The following is a 16,845-nucleotide window of genomic DNA, read 5'->3' on the forward strand; positions in this document are numbered from 1 at the left end:
TCGGGGGTGGGGCTGAAGGTCAGAAGGGGAACGTCGGGGGTTCGCTGCGGAGCGTGATCCAGCGGGTCTCGGTGAACGCGTCGATGTTGGCCTCGGCGCCGCCGTGCCTCGAGCCGGTGCCGGAGACCCCCAGTCCGCCGAACGGTGCGTTGGCCTCGTCGTTCACCGTCTGGTCGTTGACGTGGACGATGCCCGACGGGATGCGGGCCGCGAGCTCCAGACCGCGCATGGCGTCGCGGGTGACGATCCCGAGCGAGAGCCCGTAGTCGCCGGCCGTGGCCAGCTTCACCGCTTCGTCGAGGTCGGAGAACCTGACCACCGACGCGACGGGCCCGAAGACCTCCTCGGCGTACGCAGGCGCGTCGACCGGCGAGTCGGCGAGCACGGTGGGGCGGTAGAACAGCCCGTCGTACGTCCCGCCGGCGACCAGGCGTGCTCCCGCCTGCTGGCTCCCTGTGACGAGGGCGTGGATCTTGTCGCGCTGCGCCTCGTCGATGATCGGCCCGAGCGCCACGTCGTCGGTGGCCGGGTTGCCGACGGGCAGCTGGTCGGCCTTCGCGGCGAGCTTCTCGACGTACGCGTCGTACAGGCTGTCGTGGACGAGGTGCCGCCCGACCGTCATGCAGATCTGGCCCTGGTGGAAGAAGGCGCCCCAGGCGGCGAGGTTCACCGCCTGGTCGACGTCGGCGTCTTCGAGGACCAGGAAGGCGGAGTTGCCACCGAGCTCGAGGTGGGCGCGCTTGAGGTGACGCCCCGCGGCCTCGCCCACCTTGCGACCGGCGGGTGTCGACCCGGTGAACGCGATGACCCGGACGTCGGGGTCGGTGGTGAGCGCCTCGCCCACCTCGGCGCCGCCGGGCAGCAGCTGGAGGACACCGGCGGGGAGGCCAGCCTCCTCGAAGATCCGCACGATCGTCACACCGCCGGTCACCGCCGAGCGCGGGTCGGGCTTGAGGATGACGGCGTTGCCGAGCGCGAGCGCCGGGGCGACGGCCCGGATGCTGAGGATGAGGGGGACGTTGAACGGGGAGATCACGCCGACGACGCCCGCCGGGACCCGCTGGGAGATCGAGAGACGCGGCTGGTCGGTGGCGAGTACCTTGCCGGCGGCGTACGACGGGAGCGCGGCCGCCTCGAAGCACTCCGCTGCTGCCACGTCGAGGGAGAACCCGGCCATGCCGGGGACGGCGCCGACCTCGCGGACGTTCCAGCCCATCACCTCCTCGGCGTGGGCGTGCCACAGGTCGCCCGCCCTGCGGAGCACGGCGGCACGCTCGGAGTGAGGGGTCGCCGCCCAGCTGCGCTGCGCCTCGGTGGCGTGCTGTGCAGCCCGGCGTACGTCGTCGGGGCTCGCCTTGCCGACCTGACCGAGACTCTCGCCGGTCGCGGGCTCGACCACCGTGTAGGTCGCGCCCCCCGATGCCTCCACCCAGTCTCCCCCGAGGGAGATCCGTCCGCTCCAGACCGATGTGTCCAGCAAAGCCTCGTCCTCTCGGTGCTAAGGTCAGTCGCTGTCCCGGCGCGTTCGCTAAGCGAACGCTTGTCCAGCATACGAACCTACTATGACGCTCATCACAGGTCAACGGAAGAGGTCGCCGACCGCCGCAGCGCGTGTGGGGGTCTCGACGACGGAATAGGGTGCCAACCGTGACGACTGACGACGGCCGACCGGTGGAGTCGGTCCAGTCCTTGCAACGAGGGCTCGCGGTCATCCGGGCCTTCGACGCCGACCACCCGCGCATGACCCTCGCCGAGGTGGCCCGACAGACCGGCCTGACCCGCGCGACGGCCCGCAGGTTCTTGCACACGCTGGTCTCGCTCGGATACACCGCCACCGACGGACGCGAGTTCTGGCTGCGTCCGCGCGTCCTCGATCTCGGCTACGCCTACCTCTCCAGCAGCACGCTGCCCGACATCGCCACGCCTCACCTCAAGGCGTTCACCGACCGCGTCCACGAGTCGTCGTCGGTGTCGGTCCTGGACGGGGCTGACATCGTCTACGTCGCCCGCGTCCCTACCCGCCGGATCATGGCCGTCGCCATCAGCGTCGGCACCCGTTTCCCGGCGTACGCGACCTCGATGGGGCGGGTGCTCCTCGCCGGTCTCGAGCCCAGCGAGCTTGACGGGGTGCTCGCCGAGATGACGTTCGAACGGCTCACGCCGCGCACCGTTTCCTCGGCGGCACAGCTGCGCGCCGAGCTCGACGTCGTTCGCGAGCAGGGCTGGGCACTGGTCGACCAGGAGCTCGAGCTCGGGCTCCGCTCCATGGCGGCGCCCGTGCGCGACCCCCGCGGACGCACCATCGCGGCGGCGAACGTCTCGGTGAGCGCCGGTCAGCGCGACGCCGAGGACGACGTGGAGAGGCTCCTGCCGGAGCTCCTGGAGGCGACGCGGCAGATCGAGCACGACCTGCGGATGGCCGGGATGTGATCGCCGAGGCCGACATCGAAGACCCCGCCGTGCCCTACGCTGTCGCCCGACCGGAGGGAAGTCGTGGTGAATCCTGGCCTGACGTGGCGCCGTTCTCGCGCCCATGCCGGGATTCTCGTTGCCTTCGCCGTGACCAGCGCCGTGTTCGCCGCCCTCGTGGCAGGACTGGCGACCAGCACGGCAGACCAGCTCGACCACGACGTCGCGCGTGCCCTCGCAGACCTCCCTCCTCGGAGCGCTGCCCTGCGGGTCACCGCCACGACGCGGATGGACGAGGAGGTCCGTGCCGCCGAGCGCCTCGCCCGCCGCGCGGAGGCGTCCGGGCTCGTCGTCACAGCGAGCACCCGCGCCGACGACATCGTCGTCGGCCGACGGTCGTTCCTGGTCGAAGAACGTCGCGAGCTGGTCGGCCTCGCGTCGTTGACCTCCGGGCGCTGGGCGGTGTCGGACAGCGAGGCGACGCTGACGACGGCCGCCGCCGAGCGACTGCGCGTCTCGCCCGGTGACACGCTGGACCTCGGGCCCGTGAGCGTCCTCGTCGTGGGGACCTGGGCGGCCGACGACCCGACGGATCCGCGGTGGTTCGGCGATCCGGGAGTCGCCTCCGGCTCCGACGCCGGGGCGGTCGGGCCGGTCGTCCTCTCGGCGGCGACGCTGGTGCGGCTCCCTGACTACCGTACGTCCACGTGGACGCTCACGGTCCCGTCGTCGGTCGGGGGCAGCGACCTCGACCGGTTGACGTCAGCACTGCGTGCCTTCGTGGAGGAGGCCGACGATGCTGGGGCGGCCCTCGACGGCAGCCTCGCCGACCGGGTCCGCGAGATCGCGCGCGCCGAGTCCTCCGTCAACGCGGTGAGACGGGTCGCGCTGGTGCTCGTCGGCGTCGTCGGGACCCTCGTGATGTGGCACGTCGCCGGCGCGGTGCGCGCGGCTCGGAGCACGGAGGCCATGCTGGTCGTGGCCAGGGGCGCGTCCCCGGGCCAGGTGATCGCGTGGCACGGCGGTGACGTCGCGATCATCGGGGCGTTGGGCTCGGCGCTCGGGCTCGTGGCGTGCTCGGCGGCGCTCGGCCCACCATCGCCGTACGTCCTGGCGGTCGCGGTCGTCGTCCCGACGGCACTCGCCATCGCACGCGCCTGGCCTCCGGCAGTCGTCGGGCGCTCGGGCACCGCCCCGGTGGCTCTGGTCGTCGCGATCCTCCTCGCCGGTGCCGGCATCCTCCTGACGGCGCGCGCCGCCTGGCTCGGGGACGTCGTGCTCGAGTCGTCGTCGGGCGCCGTTCGTGTCGACGGGCTGACGGTTCTCGCGCCGGCACTGGTGCTGGTTGCCGCAGCCGTCGTCACCGTCCTGCTGACCCGGCCGCTCCTCGGAGCCGCCGCACGGGTCGCTGCGCGCGCGAGCAACGGTCTGGCGCTCGTGCTCGCGCTCCGTAGGGCCGGAGGTCGGTCGCGCGCGACTGCCGCGACCTTGACGCTCGTGGCTCTGGTCGTCGGTACGGCGGCCGCGTCCGCGGTCGCCTCCGCGTCGGCAGGTGCCGTCGTGGATCGGACTCGTGAGATGCAGACCGGTGACGACGTCCGGGTCTCCGTCGGAGCCGAGCGGGTCGTCGATGGCCGGCAGAGTCCTCAGGTCGACCTTGGTCCGTACGCCGGGCTGCCCGCCGTCGACCGCGTCCGCGGCGCCGTCGAGACGCCAGTGGGGGTGGCCGATCTCAAGACCACGCTGTTGGCGGTCGACGGTGGTGAGGATGGTGACGGCGTCGTGGCCGGCGCCGTCCCGATCGCGATCACCGGCGGGCTCGCGTCGGATCTCGACGTCGTGGTCGGTGACCGCCTGGAGGTGCTCGTCCCGGACGTGGCCGCGACGTTCCCAGCGGTCGTACGTCGGATCGCGCGGTCCTTGTCCGGTCTTCCCACCGGGGAGGGGATGGTGGCCAGCAGGACGGCGGTCCAGACGTCGTTGTCGAAGCCCGAGGCCCTCCTCACCGTCAACACCCTGCTCCTGTCGAGCGGCGATCCGCTGGCGACCGCCCGGGCCGTGCCGTCGGTGGCCGACCGCCCGGTGACCGTGGTGCGGGCTCGCTCCGGCCAGGGCGAGCTGTCGCCCGGAGCGGCGCAGACGGCATGGCGCTGGGCTGCTGTGGGGGTCGCGCTCCTGGGGGCGATCGGGCTCGCGGCGGTCGTGCTCGGCAGTGTGCGTGGGAGTCGCGCCGAGTCGGCCGTCCTCGGTGCGCTCGGGGCGACCCGAGCCGTGCGGGGCCGCGCACGGCTCGGTGAGAGCGCGGTGGCGATGGCAGCGGGCCTGGTCGCGGGCGTGGCCGGCGCGGTGCTCCTGGTGGCCGTCCTGGTGCCCGTCCTCTCCCGCGCCCTCGTCCCGGAGACGGCGCCGGACCTCGGGCGTGTCGTCGCGCTTGACGGGCCCGTCCTGGCAGCGTCGCTCGTGCTGCTCGCCGCCGCGGCGATCGTCATCACCCTCGCGGGCGTGGTCGTGGCGCGCGGTGACGCCGACGACCTCCTGCGCAAGGAGGACGTGTGAACAGACGATCGGGTGTCGCGCGGCTCCTCCTCCGCTACGTGGTCGCTCTCCGCGGAGTGCTCGCCCTGACCGCGACCGTGGTCGTGGTGCTCGCGTTCTTCGCGTCCGCGGCGCCGGTGGCGCTCGCGAACCTCCTGACCGACGCCCAGCGCCACGCGCTCGTGGAGATTTCGCCGGCCGCGCGCGACCTGGTCGACGAGCAGCAGATCACGCCACCGCCGGAGCTGGTCGCCGACGACTGGCGTGGTCTGCGCGATCGCTTGGAAAAGACCCGCGCCGAGCTGCCGCCGCTCCTGCGGTCGGTCACCGAGCCCGCGGCATTCACCCTGACGGCGTCGACGCGGAAGACGGCGGAGAAGATTGGCGGCCCGATGCTGCCGGACTGCTACGTGAACTTGACCCTCTCGCCCGATCTGCCGAGGCACGTGACGATGGTCGAGGGAACCTTGCCTCGACCGCCGGCCGGTGAACGGGCCACGGCCGACCTCATCCTCACGCGTGCGGCCGCCGAGGAGGCGCGCTGGAGGGTCGGCGACGTACGGGTGCTGACGGGCGGTGGCCTTCCGGACCGGCGCTACCGGCTCAGCGGCACCTACGAAGCGGTCGCGCCACAGGGTCCGTTCTGGCGCCAGATCTCCGGGGGGATCGCCCCGGTGGTCACCACCACTGGCGGCCGTTGGACGGTGGCGGCAGCCGGGTGGGTCTCGGCGGAGAACCTCCACGGCACCGGGCCTGCCTCCGTGGAGCGCAGTCACACGGCACTGAAGCTCTGGTACCCCGCGACACCAGAGCGCCTCACCGCCGCCGAGGGCGCGGCGCTGGTCGACGAGCTCTCCGCCTTCACCCGGACGGCGGTCGAGCTCGCCCCGGAGAGCGAGGTCGAGGTTCCGGGCGAGGGGTTCATGCGGGTCCCGGCCGGAATTGCCACGTTCTCGACGAACACCACCGGTGTGCTCCGTGAGGCCGACGACACTGCGGTGTCGTTGACCTCGTTGACCGCACTCCTCGCGTCAGCCCCTGTTGCTGCGGCGCTGTGCGTGCTGGTGCTCTCGACCGGTCTGGTCCGCTCACGCAGCGGCACGCTGCTCGCCCTCGCCCGGGCCCGCGGCGCCTCCGCGACCCAGCTGGCCGCCGCAGGCGCCGTCGTTGGGCTGATCGTCGGCCTGCCGGCGGCGGCGCTCGGCGCAGCCGTCGCTGCTGCGGTACACGGTGCCGTCCCGTGGTGGCCGGCTGTCCTCTGCGGTCTGCTCCCCGCAGTCACCGCTGCGCTGGCCGCGACCCCGGCCGGCGAGCGCGGTCCCCGAGTGCCGCGGGTAGCAGTCGAGCTGGCCGTGATCCTCCTCGCCGTGGCCTCCGTGGTCGCCGTCTCCCAGCGAGGACTCGGGACGCAGACGGGTGGTGTCGACCCCCTCCTGATCGCCGCGCCAGTCCTCGTCTGCCTGGCCGGCGCGGTGCTGGCGCGGCGCCTGCTCCCGATGCTCGCGCGGCGGGTCGCCGCGGTGCAGCGGCGGCGTACGGGACTGGTCGGGCTCCTCGGTGCCGCGCGCACCCGAGACGACCGGGTCTCGCCGGCTGCAGTCGTCTCCCTCGTCGCCGCGCTCGGTGCGGCGACCTTCGCCGGGTGCGCCGTCGCCACCCTCGACGCTGGACGCGCGGCGACCGCAGCCGAGGCTGCCGGTGCAGACCTCCGGGTCTCCGGATCCTCGCTCGACCCGGAGAGGGTGGCAGAGCTCTCGCGACTCGCCGACGTGCGGGCCTCGGTGACCTTGACGGACGGGTCGGACGTGAGCGTGCGGTCGGGCACGACTGCCTACGCGACGCGCGTTCTCACCGACGCCCTCGCGCTCGAGGACGTCCAGCGCGACGTGCCCGGGGCCGTCCCGGGTGTCGATCGACTGGCGGCTCCGATCGACGGTCGCGTGCCGGTCGTCGTGTCCCAGGCGCTCGCCGACAGCCTCGAGGGAGAGCGAGACGTCACCGTCGACCGTGTCCCGTCCCGCGTCGTGGCCGTCGGGCCCGCGCGCCTGGCCGGTGTCCCCGACCAGCTCTGGGTCCTCGCCGACCGTGATGCCCTGGGCGACGAGCGCCCCGAGTACGATCCGGTCCTCTCCGTTCTCTCCTCGACGACCGGCGCGCCACCGCCCGCGCTCGCGCGTCGGGCCGCGAGGCTGTTCCCCGACGCCACGGTCACGACGCCCGCCAGGGAGGAGACGGTCCTCGCGGAGAACCCGGTCGTCGCTGGTGTCGACGTGGTCGCCGGGGTAGCTGCCGCGATGGCAGCCCTGCTCGTGGGCGTGACGGTCGTCATGGCCCTGGTGGCCGGTGCCGCCTCCCGCACGCGTGACCTCGCGGTGGTGCGCGCGCTCGGCCTCGCCGCGCGACGCGCCCGGGTGCTTCCCCTGTGGGAGGTCGGTCTGCTCGTCGTCGTCGCAGGAGCGGTCGGTGCGGTAGTGGGCGTCGTGCTGCCGCTGCTCCTCCTGGGCGCCATCGACCTGCACCCTTTCACCGGCGGCGACGCGCGGCCGCCGACGACGTTCCCGGTGCTCTGGTTGGCCCTCGTCGCGGTGGGCGCTCTGCTCGTCACCGTCGCCGGGGCGCTCCTCGCCGCCGAAGGATCCGCGCGCAGGGAGCTGACCAGCTCGCTCAGGATGATGGGAGAGTGATCGAGGTGACCACAGCCGAGACAGCCGAGGCAGACGGGGCGATCGTGTGCTCCGACCTCGTCCGCGTCTTCAGCACGCGTGGCGTCGAGGTGCAGGCGTTGCAAGGGTTGAGCCTGCACGTCGACGCCGGGTCGGTCGTGGCCGTGGTCGGTGCGTCGGGTTCCGGGAAGTCCACGCTGCTGGGGATCCTCTCCGGACTCGACGTCCCCACCGCGGGCCGCGCCGTGGTCGCGGACCACGACCTGCTGTCGATGGGGCGGAGCGAACGCGTCCGGTTCCGACGGAACAGTGTCGGGTTCGTGTGGCAGCAGACCGCACGCAACCTCCTCCCGTACCTCACCGCGGGCGAGAATGTCTCGCTCGTGGGAGCCGTGGGGCGTCAGTCCTCACGACGGCGGGCGGTGCTCGCCGACGAGCTGCTCGAGCTCCTCGGCGTCGCCGACTGCCGCGACCGCCGGCCCCCCGCTCTCTCGGGCGGCCAGCAGCAGCGGGTCGCCATCGCGGTCGCGATGGCGAACGCCCCTCGGGTCCTGCTGGCCGACGAGCCGACCGGCGAGCTCGACGACGCGGCGAGCGCGGAGGTCCTCGGGGCAATGAACGACGTGAGCCGGGAGCGAGGGACGACGGTCCTGATCGTCACCCACGACGCGACGGTGACCGAGCACGTGAGCCGGACGGTGCAGATCCGCGACGGACGTACGTCGACAGAGGTCCTTCGACGCGCATCCGTCGACGAGAGCGGGGAGGACACCGTGATCGCTGAGGAGTACGCCGTTCTCGACCGTGTCGGGCGTCTGCAGCTGCCCGACGAGTTCACCCGTGCGCTCGACCTGCGGCACCGGGTCCGCCTCGCGCTCGAGAGCGACCACGTGGGTGTCTGGCCGGGCGAGCGTCACGGCACCGAGGGCGCCGACGACCGCGGACCGCGTACGAACGGCGACGGGGGTGCCCGATGAGTGCGCAGCCCGCGGTCCGCGCGGACGCGGCCGGCCGGGTCTTCTGGACCCCTGCCGGCGAGGTGCACGCCTGCAAGGGCGTGACGCTCGAGGCGCGCCCCGGCGAGCTCGTCGTCGTCCGCGGTCCCTCGGGCTCCGGCAAGACGACCCTGCTCAACCTGCTGGGTGGCCTGGACCGTCCCACCTCCGGGCGCGTCGAGCTCGTCGGCACCGACACAGCGACCGCGACGGAGGACGAGCTGCTTCGCCTGCGCAGGGACGCGGTGGGGTTCGTCTTCCAGTCCTTCGGCCTGCTCCCCGTCCTGACCGCCGTGGAGAACGTGGAGGTCCCGCTGCGGATCCGTAGGGTCGACGCGGCGGAGCGAGGACGACGCGTCGAGGAGACGCTGGCTGCCGTCGGACTGGCCGACCACGGCCGACAGCGGCCGGACGAGCTGTCGGGAGGCCAGCAGCAGCGGGTCGCGGTCGCCCGGGCGCTGGTCGCCGAGCCGGCTCTGCTCATCGCGGACGAACCCACCGGCCAGCTCGACAGCCGTACCGCTGCCTCCGTCATGGACCTGATCGTCGAGCTGGTGCACCGGCGAGGGATCGCGGCGGTCGTCGCGACCCACGACCCGCTGCTCGTCGAGCGCGCCGACCGGGTTCTCACGCTGCGCGGCGGGACGGTGGTCGGTGCGCCCGGCAACGACGAAGCCGTGACCGGTCGGGGACCGGTCACGGCTTCGGACGGCGGAGGTGGCGGGATTTGAACCCGCGAGAGGTTTTATCCTCAACCCGCTTAGCAGGCGGGCGCACTAGGCCACTATGCGACACCTCCGAGGGTGCCGCTCAAGGCTACTAGGTCACGCGTCGGCCGAACCAGTCGGGGGCGGGCCTCACTCGGCGGGCGGCAGCGGGCGGTATCCGTGCGAGCTGTCCAGCCGCGCCCTGATCTCACGCTGGACCTCCAGCGCGCGGGCACCGAACAGCATCAGCGGCAGCTCGGTCGTACGCGCGTGCTCGAGGCCGATGACCAACGTCGGGGTGCCCTCGGCCGACGGCTTGTCGTCAACACGCTCGACCTGGCTCCACAGCGCCTGACGCACACCGACTCCGCGGACACGGTGGACCTGATAACCCGTGGGGGTCAGCGTGAGCAGGCGCGGCGGCCACCGCAGCGCCGCCAGCGACGCGACGACCAGCAGCCCGACGAGGACGGAGGCGACGACTCCCCAGATCGCGGCGTCACCGCCGATCGTGAGGAGCACGGCCGCGACGACGGCGCCGACCGCGGCGACCATCATGCGGATGCCGAAGAGCCTCAGCGCCAGGAACAGCGTGAGGCGGTACGTGGAAGATCTCGTCGTCTCATTCATGGAGCAGAGGGGGCGGGATTCGAACCCGCGGCTGACATCGCTGCCAGCGACCGCTTTCAAGGCGGTTCCGATCGGCCACTCCGGCACCCCTCCTCGACGCCGTGCGCGCACGACGCCGAGTCGATTGTCGCACCCGCGCGCGGCGGGCTCGACCGGCGGATCCCTACTTGAGCGCCGCGAAGCGAGGTGGCTCGGGACGGACGAAGGTGTCGCCGTCGCGGCGTGCGGCCCGGCGGCCCGAGCGGGACGTCGACCCGGGATCGAGTGCGCGGATCGCGAGGCCGAGGCCGAGGCCGAGGATCGCGGAGTACAGCGTGGAGAGCGCGACGTAGGTCGTGTCGGCGTTCGGGGACCCGAGCGCCGTCGCCATCACGGCCGTGCCGACGACGCCGAACGCGCACATCCACCAGCCCTGGCGCCGGTTGGACCGGGTGCTGACCCCCCAGACGAGGGCAGGGAACCCGATCAGCACCTCGGTCGGCCGGGGCACGCCGCCGATCGTCTCGCGCAACCAGACCACCGCGTCGTCGATCGCCTCGACGACCCCGGGAGAGCCGTACGAGCGGACGATCGTCCCGTAGACGAGCAGCACCGCGACCAGTCCGGCGCCACCGACGATGAGCGCGACGCCTCGGCGCCCCAGACCGTGGAGCCCGGCCCCGAGGCTCCAGACGATGCCGAACGTGGCGGCGAGCGCGGCACCGAGGACCAGGAGGTAGTAGCGCTGGTAGACCAGCGGGGCGTTCCAGGCGGCGACGGCGACCGCGGCGCTCGTCGCGACCACCAGCGCGATCGTGTACTCCCGGACGACCGCCGACACCGACTCGGCCGGACGGGTCATCAGGACGGCGAGCACGGCGCCGAAGGTCGCGGTCAGGACGGAGGCGGCTGCCATCGCCCACGACCACTCGGTGAGGAGGGCGATCGCGCTGAGGATGGCGACGAGCGTGGCCCAGAGAGCGCTGCGGCCCCCGCTGCGGCGGGCGACCCCGGCGGTGAAGACGACGGCGAGGAGCGCAGCCCCGTAGCGGGCATAGCCGTCGGGAAACCCGACGGCCGCCACCGAGGTGAGAGCGACGGCGAAGCCCGCGAGCCAGGCGAGGAAGAGTCCGCTGACCCCCGCCGCGCGCAACGCCTTCATGCTGAAGCGCGGCTCTCGCACGGGCGGGATGTAGCTGATGGTGTCGGCGCTGCGGCGCGGTGCGGCGCGGCGTCCTCCTGCGGTGCTCACGGCGTCGCTCCCTGGTGGCCGTCGGTGGCCGTCGGCGAGACCGGCGCGGCGATGCGGCGGTTGGCGAGCGACGGGTTGGTCGCGCGGGCGCCCTCGAGGCGCTCGGTCGAGAGGGACGCGCGTACGACTGTGGGCTCCTCGCCCGCGGACGCGACGACCACGCCGAGCGGGTCGACGACCATGCTGAGGCCGACGTACTTCCCGCACTGGTCGGCGGCCACGACGTCGACGGTGTTCTCGATCGCCCGCGCGCGCAGCAGGGTGGTCCAGTGGTCCTCCTTGAGAGGACCTCGTACCCAGGCGGCGGGGACGCAGAGCACGTCGGCGCCGGCGTCGACCAGCATCCGCGCCATCTCGGGGAACCGGAGGTCGTAGCAGGTCATCAACCCGACCCGTCGACCCGCGACCTCGAGGACGGCCGGCGCGATCTCGCCCGCGGCGAGGCGCTCGGACTCGGCGTACCCGAACGAGTCGTAGAGGTGGATCTTGCGGTACGAGGCAGCGAGGCTGCCGTCGGGGGCGAAGGCCAGGAGCACGTTGTACGGCAGACCCGGGCCGCCCGCCGATGCTGGACGCGCCTCGAACCCTCCGCCGACCACGTACGCGCCCAGCCGGCGCGCGTGCGCTGCCAGGAGCTCCGCGAACGGCCCGTCCAGCGGCTCCGCGACCGCGCTCAGGTCGAGGGACCCGTCACCGAAGTCGTGCATCGTCGCCTCGGGGAGGACGACGAGGTCGAGTCCGTCGTGCGGACCGAGCGTGCCGAGGACGTCGTCGACCAACGTGCGGTTCGTCGCGGCGTCGGTCGTCGCGCTCAGCTGGACGAGGGCGACCTGCATACGTCCATCTTTGCAGCCGACCCCCAGGCTCCGGCAGGGTGAGGTGCGTGACCGACGCGAGGAGCTCGCCCGAGCGGTCGCCACACGACGTGCCCTACGACGCGATCGTGCTGGCGGGCGGCGCGTCCAGGCGCTTCGGCTCCGACAAGCTCGGCGTCCTCGTCGAGGGCGTCCCTCTGCTCGACCGTGCGCTGCTCGCGGTGTCGGAGGCCGAGCGGCGGGTCGTCGTCGGTCCCCGTCGGGTCACTGCGGTCGACGTCGAGTGGGTGCGCGAGGAGCCTCCCGGCTCGGGGCCGGCGAACGCCGTCGCCGCCGGGCTCCGTCGGTGCGCGGCGCCGTACGTCGTGCTCCTCGCGGGCGACCTTCCCTACGTCGCTGCCGACACCGTCGACCGTCTCCTCGGCGCGATCGCTGCCGACCGGGACTTCGCGGGAGCGATGCTCGTCGACGACGACGGACGCACCCAACAGCTGTGCAGCGCCTGGCACCGTGACGCCCTGGAGGGCGCGTCCGCCCGCCGCCCGGACTGGGTCGACGTGTCGATGCGGACCCTCGTCGAGCCGCTCCGGGTGAGTCAGATCGCGTCGTCGGGGCGGGAGGCGCGAGACATCGACCGCCCTGAGGACATAACGTCGGACCCATGAGCCTGCAGGACTGGACCGACGCCGTCTGTGTCGAGCTCGGGATCGAGCCGGACTACGACATGGACGCCATCCTCGAGACCGCCCGCGACGTGGCCCACGGCGTGGAGCGTCGCGCCGCTCCGGTGACGGCCTTCCTGGTCGGATACGCCGCGGCCACGTCGGGGGGCACCCCCGAGGACCTCGACCGCGCGCTGGACCAGGTGACCGCCCTGGCGACCCGCTGGGAGGAGTAGCCACCGGTACGGTGACGTCATGCGTGCCGTGGTCGTGAAGGAGCCCGGAGGGCCCGAGGCGTTGGTCGTGGTCGACCGTGAGGATCCCGTCGCGGGGCCTGGCGAGGTCGTGGTGGAGGTGGTCGCGGCCGGTGTCAACCGCGCCGACGTCCTCCAGCGGCAGGGGAACTACGCGCCGCCCCCGGGAGCCAGCGACGTGCTCGGGCTCGAGGTCTCCGGCATCGTGCACTCCGTCGGTGACGGGGTCACCCGCTGGCGGACCGGTGATCCTGTGGTCGCCCTGCTCGCCGCAGGCGGGTACGCCGAGAAGGTCGCCGTCCCGCAGGAGCAGGTCGCGCCCCTGCCCGAGGGCATGGACCCGGTCCAGGCCGGCGGGATCATGGAGGTCGCGGCGACCGTCTGGTCCAACGTCTTCATGACAGCCGACCTGCAGCCCGGCGAGCGTCTGCTCGTCCACGGTGGCGCCTCCGGGATCGGCACGATGGCGATCCAGCTCGCCAAGGCATTCGGGGCGTGGATCGCCGTCACGGCCGGCTCTGAGGACAAGCTCGCCGCCTGCCGCGAGCTCGGCGCCGACCTCGCGATCAACTACCGGGAGGCCGACTTCGTGGAGGGCATCCGCGCCGCCACCGAGGGGCACGGCGCCGACGTCATCCTCGACAACATGGGTGCCGCCTATCTCCCCCGCAACGTCTCCGCGCTGGCCCGCGACGGCCGGCTCGTCGTCATCGGACTCCAGGGCGGGGTCAAGGGCGAGCTCAACCTCGGTGCGCTCCTGGCCAAGCGCGCCACGGTCGGCGCGTACGGGCTGCGTGCACGCCCGGTCTCCCAGAAGGGCGAGATCGTCCAGAGCCTGGTCGACAACGTGTGGCCGCTCTTCGTCGACCAGAGCGTCCGTCCCGTGATCCACGACGTCCTCCCGCTGGACCGTGTCCAGGACGCCCACCGGGTCCTCGACGACTCCGGCAACATCGGCAAGGTCGTGCTCACCCCGTGATCGAGCTCGAGTGCGGCGCGTGGTCGGCGACGGTGGCCACGCACGGGGGTGGACTGGTGGCGCTGCGCCAGCACGGCCGAGACGTCGTGGTGCCTCAGGACGGGGACGGCAGCCACCCGGCGTACAGCGGCGCCGTGCTGGCGCCCTGGCCGAACCGCCTCGAGGACGGGGTCTACACGTTCGAGGGCGTCACGTACGAGGTCCCGATCAACGAGCCCGAGGCTGCGACCGCGCTGCACGGGCTGGTGCACGACATCGCGTGGACGGTCGCCGCCGCGACGCCAGAGAGCGTGCGGCTCACCGTCGAGGTGCCACGCTCTGCGGGATTCCCCTTCACTGTGCGCCTCGACCTCGACTACGTGCTGTCGTCGGGCGGTCTCAACGTCGCGTTGACCGCGACCAACGCCGGTGACGTGGCGGCGCCGTACGGGTGCGGCTTCCATCCGTACCTCGTGCTGGACGATGGCGACGAGACGCCGCTGTGGATCCCCGCCGAGAGCTATCTCGAGACCACCCCTGTACGCCACCTGCCGCTGCGGCGGAAGGAGGTGGCCGGCAGCCCGTACGACTTCGGGTCGACCCGCCCGCTGGGGAGCACGGTTCTCGACTACGCCTACACCGACCTGCGCCGTGACGAGACCGGCGAGGTCGTGGTCCGCGTCGGCGGGACGGAGGTGCGGTGCGGACCCGGGGTGCTCTGGTTGCAGGCCTACACGCCCGAGGGCCGCGGATCGCTCGCGGTCGAGCCCTGCTCCAGCCCCGCCAACGCCTTCCGGAGCGGGCACGACCTCGTCGTCCTCCAGCCGGGGAGCAGACACGTGCTCACCTGGACGATCCGCCGACCGTGACTACAGTGGACGGCATGTCAGGAGACCCGTTCGAGCGCGCCGAAATCTCTGACCAGCACCGTGTCGTCGGACCCGACGGCCAGGAGGTCGAGCCCGTCGAGAGCGAGGACGAGGGCGGTCACCGCCCGGTCACCGACCTCGTCGAGCAACCCGCGAAGGTCATGCGGATCGGGAGCATGATCCGACAGCTCCTCGAAGAGGTGAAGTCTGCGCCGCTGGACGTGGCCAGTCGGGTCCGGCTCCGGGACATCCACCAGACCTCCATCAAGGAGCTCGAGGACGGGCTCGCGCCGGAGCTGGTGGAGGAGCTGGAGCGCCTGAGTCTCCCGTTCGACAAGGAGACGCCGTCCGAAGACGAGCTCCGGATCGCCCAGGCGCAGCTGGTCGGCTGGCTCGAAGGGCTGTTCCACGGGATCCAGACCGCGATCTACGCCCAGCAGATCGCCGCTCAGTCGCAGCTCCAGCAGATGCGACGAGCGCTGCCGGGGGCTCCGGGCGCCTCGCCACAGGGCCTGCGCCCCGGGATGCCGGGCTATCAGCAGCCCGAGGAGGGCCAGCAGCCCCGCCCGGGGATGTACCTCTGAGAATCTATTCGCTGGCCCAGACCTTGTAGCAGGTGATTCACTGTCCTCTTCGTCGCGCGAAGGGGAGGCCAGATCATGCGCACCAGCTTCAGTCACAGCCGGACCAGCGGTCGACTCGACGCGTCGCTCGATGTCGTGCCGCCCTGCGTGTCGATGCGAGACGTCTACGACACGCTCGCGGATCCGTGCGAGTCGAGGCACGCCTGGAATGGGGCTCGGGACCAGGCGGCCGAGGCCTGTGCCTCCTGCCCGCTGCTCGCCACGTGCCTCTATCGGGCGGTCGTCGAGGGGGACGTCGAGGGCTACGTCGCCTGCACGTTGCCGCAGGAGCGGCACGAGATCCGCAGCCGTCTCGGCATCACGGTGAGCGCTGTGGACACCGACCGGCTCGCCGGACTGCGTCCGACAGACTCGGTGCCGGGTCCCCACGACGTCCTCGCGGCACGGCGCGCGTACCCGAGCGACACCTTCGCCCAGCTCGCCGATCGTCTCGGCTGCTCGGTCTCCACCGTCAAGCGCCGCGTGCGCGAGGCATCGAGTGAGGGCGCCCGGCCGTCTCGCACGGCCGTTCCGAGCGTCGACGCGGTTCTCGACGTCTTCGACGAGGTCGTCGGCAACGCGCCCACCCATGTCGTGGCGAGCCGCGTGCGGAGGCGCCACGTCTCCAGCGGGCAGGGACGACCCCGGCGGGGTGCCTGTGAGTGGTACTCGGCACCGTCGCCGCACCGGTCGACGGTGACACCCGCGTCAGATACGGTGTGACGCAGGCAACACGTACCTGGTTCCCGCTGAGTAACGCCCATCTGCCGGTTGAGTATTTGCGCGCTGATTCGTGCTTTGTCGCACCTGTTTGACTCCTTGCATCTCGTAGCTCGAAGGGGATGCAAAGATCATGCGCACCGGCTCCACTCAAAACCCGTCCACCCGCCGTCAGGTCGACGCATCGCTCGACGTCGTCCCGCCCTGCGCGACGATGGCCGACGTCTACGACACGCTCTCCGTCCCGCTCGAGGACGTCTCGAGCTCCGGTGAGTCGTGGGACGCCTGGCAGGCGGCTCATGACAAGGCGGCCGAGGCATGTGCCTCCTGCCCCCTCCTCGTCCAGTGCCTCTATCGGGCCGTGGTCGACGGAGAGGTTGCCGGGTACGTGGCCTGCACCTCGCCGCAGGAGCGCCACGAGATCCGCAACCGTCTCGGCATCACGGTGGGCAATCCCGACATCGACCGCATCGCGGGCGTCCGTACGGCGGGCTCACCGGTCGATCACGAGGCGGTCCTGGCGGCGCGGCGGGCCAACCCGAGCGACACGTTCGCCCAGCTCGCCGAGCGCCTCGGGTGCTCGCTGTCCACCGTCAAGCGGCACCTTCGGCAGGCCTCGAGCCGGCCCCGTCAAGCGGGTGCGCGCCACGCTCGCACGGCACCGCCCAGTGTCGACGAGGTGCTCGACGTGTTCGACGAGGTCGTCGGCCACGCACCGATCTGTGCGTTGACCGCCTGATTCCCGGTGGCCGGCCGCGCACGGGGGCGGCCGGC

Annotated in this window: 16 protein-coding genes and 2 tRNA genes; 12 read left to right on the plus strand and 6 right to left on the minus strand. The window is 72.5% G+C overall.

The window, feature by feature from the left end:
- Nucleotides 1-19 precede the first annotated feature (19 nt).
- Nucleotides 20-1,480 (minus strand): benzaldehyde dehydrogenase, encoded by a 1,461-nt coding sequence (locus KV102_RS07355; protein ID WP_220345760.1) that lies wholly within the window; start codon nucleotides 1,478-1,480, stop codon nucleotides 20-22.
- Nucleotides 1,481-1,647: 167 nt separating this feature from the next.
- Here KV102_RS07355 and KV102_RS07360 point away from each other — a divergent pair, with 167 nt between their 5' ends.
- The 5 genes from KV102_RS07360 (at nucleotide 1,648) to KV102_RS07380 (ending at nucleotide 9,333) form a co-directional block, all read left to right on the plus strand.
- Nucleotides 1,648-2,430, plus strand: coding sequence for an IclR family transcriptional regulator (locus KV102_RS07360; RefSeq protein WP_220345761.1), 783 nt, complete (start codon nucleotides 1,648-1,650; stop codon nucleotides 2,428-2,430).
- A gap of 129 nt (nucleotides 2,431-2,559) precedes the next feature.
- Nucleotides 2,560-4,965 carry a hypothetical protein gene (locus KV102_RS07365; protein WP_220345762.1) on the plus strand — a complete coding sequence of 802 codons (2,406 nt, stop codon included), beginning with the start codon at nucleotides 2,560-2,562 and terminating at the stop codon, nucleotides 4,963-4,965.
- Nucleotides 4,962-7,628, plus strand: coding sequence for an FtsX-like permease family protein (locus KV102_RS07370; protein ID WP_220345763.1), 2,667 nt, complete (start codon nucleotides 4,962-4,964; stop codon nucleotides 7,626-7,628). The genes KV102_RS07365 and KV102_RS07370 overlap by 4 nt, the downstream gene beginning before the upstream one ends.
- A 5-nt stretch (nucleotides 7,629-7,633) precedes the next feature.
- Nucleotides 7,634-8,584: an ABC transporter ATP-binding protein gene (locus KV102_RS07375; protein ID WP_220342944.1), complete on the plus strand. Its 951-nt coding sequence runs from the start codon at nucleotides 7,634-7,636 to the stop codon at nucleotides 8,582-8,584.
- Nucleotides 8,581-9,333 carry an ABC transporter ATP-binding protein gene (locus tag KV102_RS07380; protein ID WP_220345764.1) on the plus strand — a complete coding sequence of 251 codons (753 nt, stop codon included), beginning with the start codon at nucleotides 8,581-8,583 and terminating at the stop codon, nucleotides 9,331-9,333. Before KV102_RS07375 ends, KV102_RS07380 begins: the two co-directional genes overlap by 4 nt.
- Here KV102_RS07380 and KV102_RS07385 read toward each other — a convergent pair.
- The 5 genes from KV102_RS07385 to KV102_RS07405 all read right to left on the minus strand — a co-directional run bounded on the left by KV102_RS07385 (nucleotide 9,315) and on the right by KV102_RS07405 (nucleotide 12,006).
- Nucleotides 9,315-9,401 (minus strand) — tRNA-Ser (locus KV102_RS07385). The genes KV102_RS07380 and KV102_RS07385 overlap by 19 nt on opposite strands.
- 58 nt (nucleotides 9,402-9,459) lie before the next feature.
- Nucleotides 9,460-9,939: a hypothetical protein gene (locus KV102_RS07390; protein ID WP_220342948.1), complete on the minus strand. Its 480-nt coding sequence runs from the start codon at nucleotides 9,937-9,939 to the stop codon at nucleotides 9,460-9,462.
- 4 nt (nucleotides 9,940-9,943) lie between these two features.
- A tRNA-Ser gene (locus KV102_RS07395) sits at nucleotides 9,944-10,032 on the minus strand.
- A 70-nt stretch (nucleotides 10,033-10,102) separates the two neighbouring features.
- Entirely contained in the window at nucleotides 10,103-11,170 is a 1,068-nt protein-coding gene (locus KV102_RS07400) for a hypothetical protein (protein WP_220342950.1), read from the minus strand.
- A complete protein-coding gene (locus KV102_RS07405) occupies nucleotides 11,167-12,006 on the minus strand; it encodes a carbon-nitrogen hydrolase family protein (RefSeq protein WP_220345765.1) in 840 nt (279 codons plus the stop codon). Before KV102_RS07405 ends, KV102_RS07400 begins: the two co-directional genes overlap by 4 nt.
- 47 nt (nucleotides 12,007-12,053) lie before the next feature.
- Here KV102_RS07405 and KV102_RS07410 point away from each other — a divergent pair, with 47 nt between their 5' ends.
- From KV102_RS07410 to KV102_RS07440, 7 genes are all read left to right on the plus strand, one after another.
- Nucleotides 12,054-12,650: a molybdenum cofactor guanylyltransferase gene (locus KV102_RS07410; RefSeq protein ID WP_220345766.1), complete on the plus strand. Its 597-nt coding sequence runs from the start codon at nucleotides 12,054-12,056 to the stop codon at nucleotides 12,648-12,650.
- Entirely contained in the window at nucleotides 12,647-12,883 is a 237-nt protein-coding gene (locus tag KV102_RS07415) for a DUF6457 domain-containing protein (RefSeq protein WP_220345767.1), read from the plus strand. The genes KV102_RS07410 and KV102_RS07415 overlap by 4 nt, the downstream gene beginning before the upstream one ends.
- Before the next feature lie 19 nt (nucleotides 12,884-12,902).
- Nucleotides 12,903-13,880, plus strand: coding sequence for an NAD(P)H-quinone oxidoreductase (locus tag KV102_RS07420; RefSeq protein WP_220345768.1), 978 nt, complete (start codon nucleotides 12,903-12,905; stop codon nucleotides 13,878-13,880).
- The gene (locus KV102_RS07425) at nucleotides 13,877-14,728 is read left to right on the plus strand and encodes a galactose mutarotase (protein WP_220345769.1); all 852 of its coding nucleotides are present in this window, start codon (nucleotides 13,877-13,879) and stop codon (nucleotides 14,726-14,728) included. Before KV102_RS07420 ends, KV102_RS07425 begins: the two co-directional genes overlap by 4 nt.
- Before the next feature lie 14 nt (nucleotides 14,729-14,742).
- Entirely contained in the window at nucleotides 14,743-15,312 is a 570-nt protein-coding gene (locus KV102_RS07430) for a bacterial proteasome activator family protein (protein WP_220342960.1), read from the plus strand.
- Between the two features lie 75 nt (nucleotides 15,313-15,387).
- Nucleotides 15,388-16,074 carry a WhiB family transcriptional regulator gene (locus tag KV102_RS07435; RefSeq protein WP_220342962.1) on the plus strand — a complete coding sequence of 229 codons (687 nt, stop codon included), beginning with the start codon at nucleotides 15,388-15,390 and terminating at the stop codon, nucleotides 16,072-16,074.
- A 130-nt stretch (nucleotides 16,075-16,204) separates the two neighbouring features.
- Complete coding sequence (locus KV102_RS07440; RefSeq protein WP_220342963.1) at nucleotides 16,205-16,810, plus strand: winged helix-turn-helix domain-containing protein; 606 nt, start codon at nucleotides 16,205-16,207, stop codon at nucleotides 16,808-16,810.
- Nucleotides 16,811-16,845 lie beyond the last annotated feature (35 nt).

The sequence above is a fragment of the Mumia sp. zg.B53 genome (assembly GCF_019550935.1).
GTDB lineage: Bacteria > Actinomycetota > Actinomycetes > Propionibacteriales > Nocardioidaceae > Mumia.

Coding starts and splice junctions, on each gene's coding strand:
- KV102_RS07380 (WP_220345764.1), top strand. CDS start 8,581: ATGAGTGCGCAGCCCGCGGTCCGCGCGGACGCGGCCGGCCGGGTCTTC.
- KV102_RS07390 (WP_220342948.1), bottom strand. CDS start 9,939: ATGAATGAGACGACGAGATCTTCCACGTACCGCCTCACGCTGTTCCTG.
- KV102_RS07405 (WP_220345765.1), bottom strand. CDS start 12,006: ATGCAGGTCGCCCTCGTCCAGCTGAGCGCGACGACCGACGCCGCGACG.
- KV102_RS07415 (WP_220345767.1), top strand. CDS start 12,647: ATGAGCCTGCAGGACTGGACCGACGCCGTCTGTGTCGAGCTCGGGATC.
- KV102_RS07420 (WP_220345768.1), top strand. CDS start 12,903: ATGCGTGCCGTGGTCGTGAAGGAGCCCGGAGGGCCCGAGGCGTTGGTC.
- KV102_RS07430 (WP_220342960.1), top strand. CDS start 14,743: ATGTCAGGAGACCCGTTCGAGCGCGCCGAAATCTCTGACCAGCACCGT.
- KV102_RS07435 (WP_220342962.1), top strand. CDS start 15,388: ATGCGCACCAGCTTCAGTCACAGCCGGACCAGCGGTCGACTCGACGCG.
- KV102_RS07440 (WP_220342963.1), top strand. CDS start 16,205: ATGCGCACCGGCTCCACTCAAAACCCGTCCACCCGCCGTCAGGTCGAC.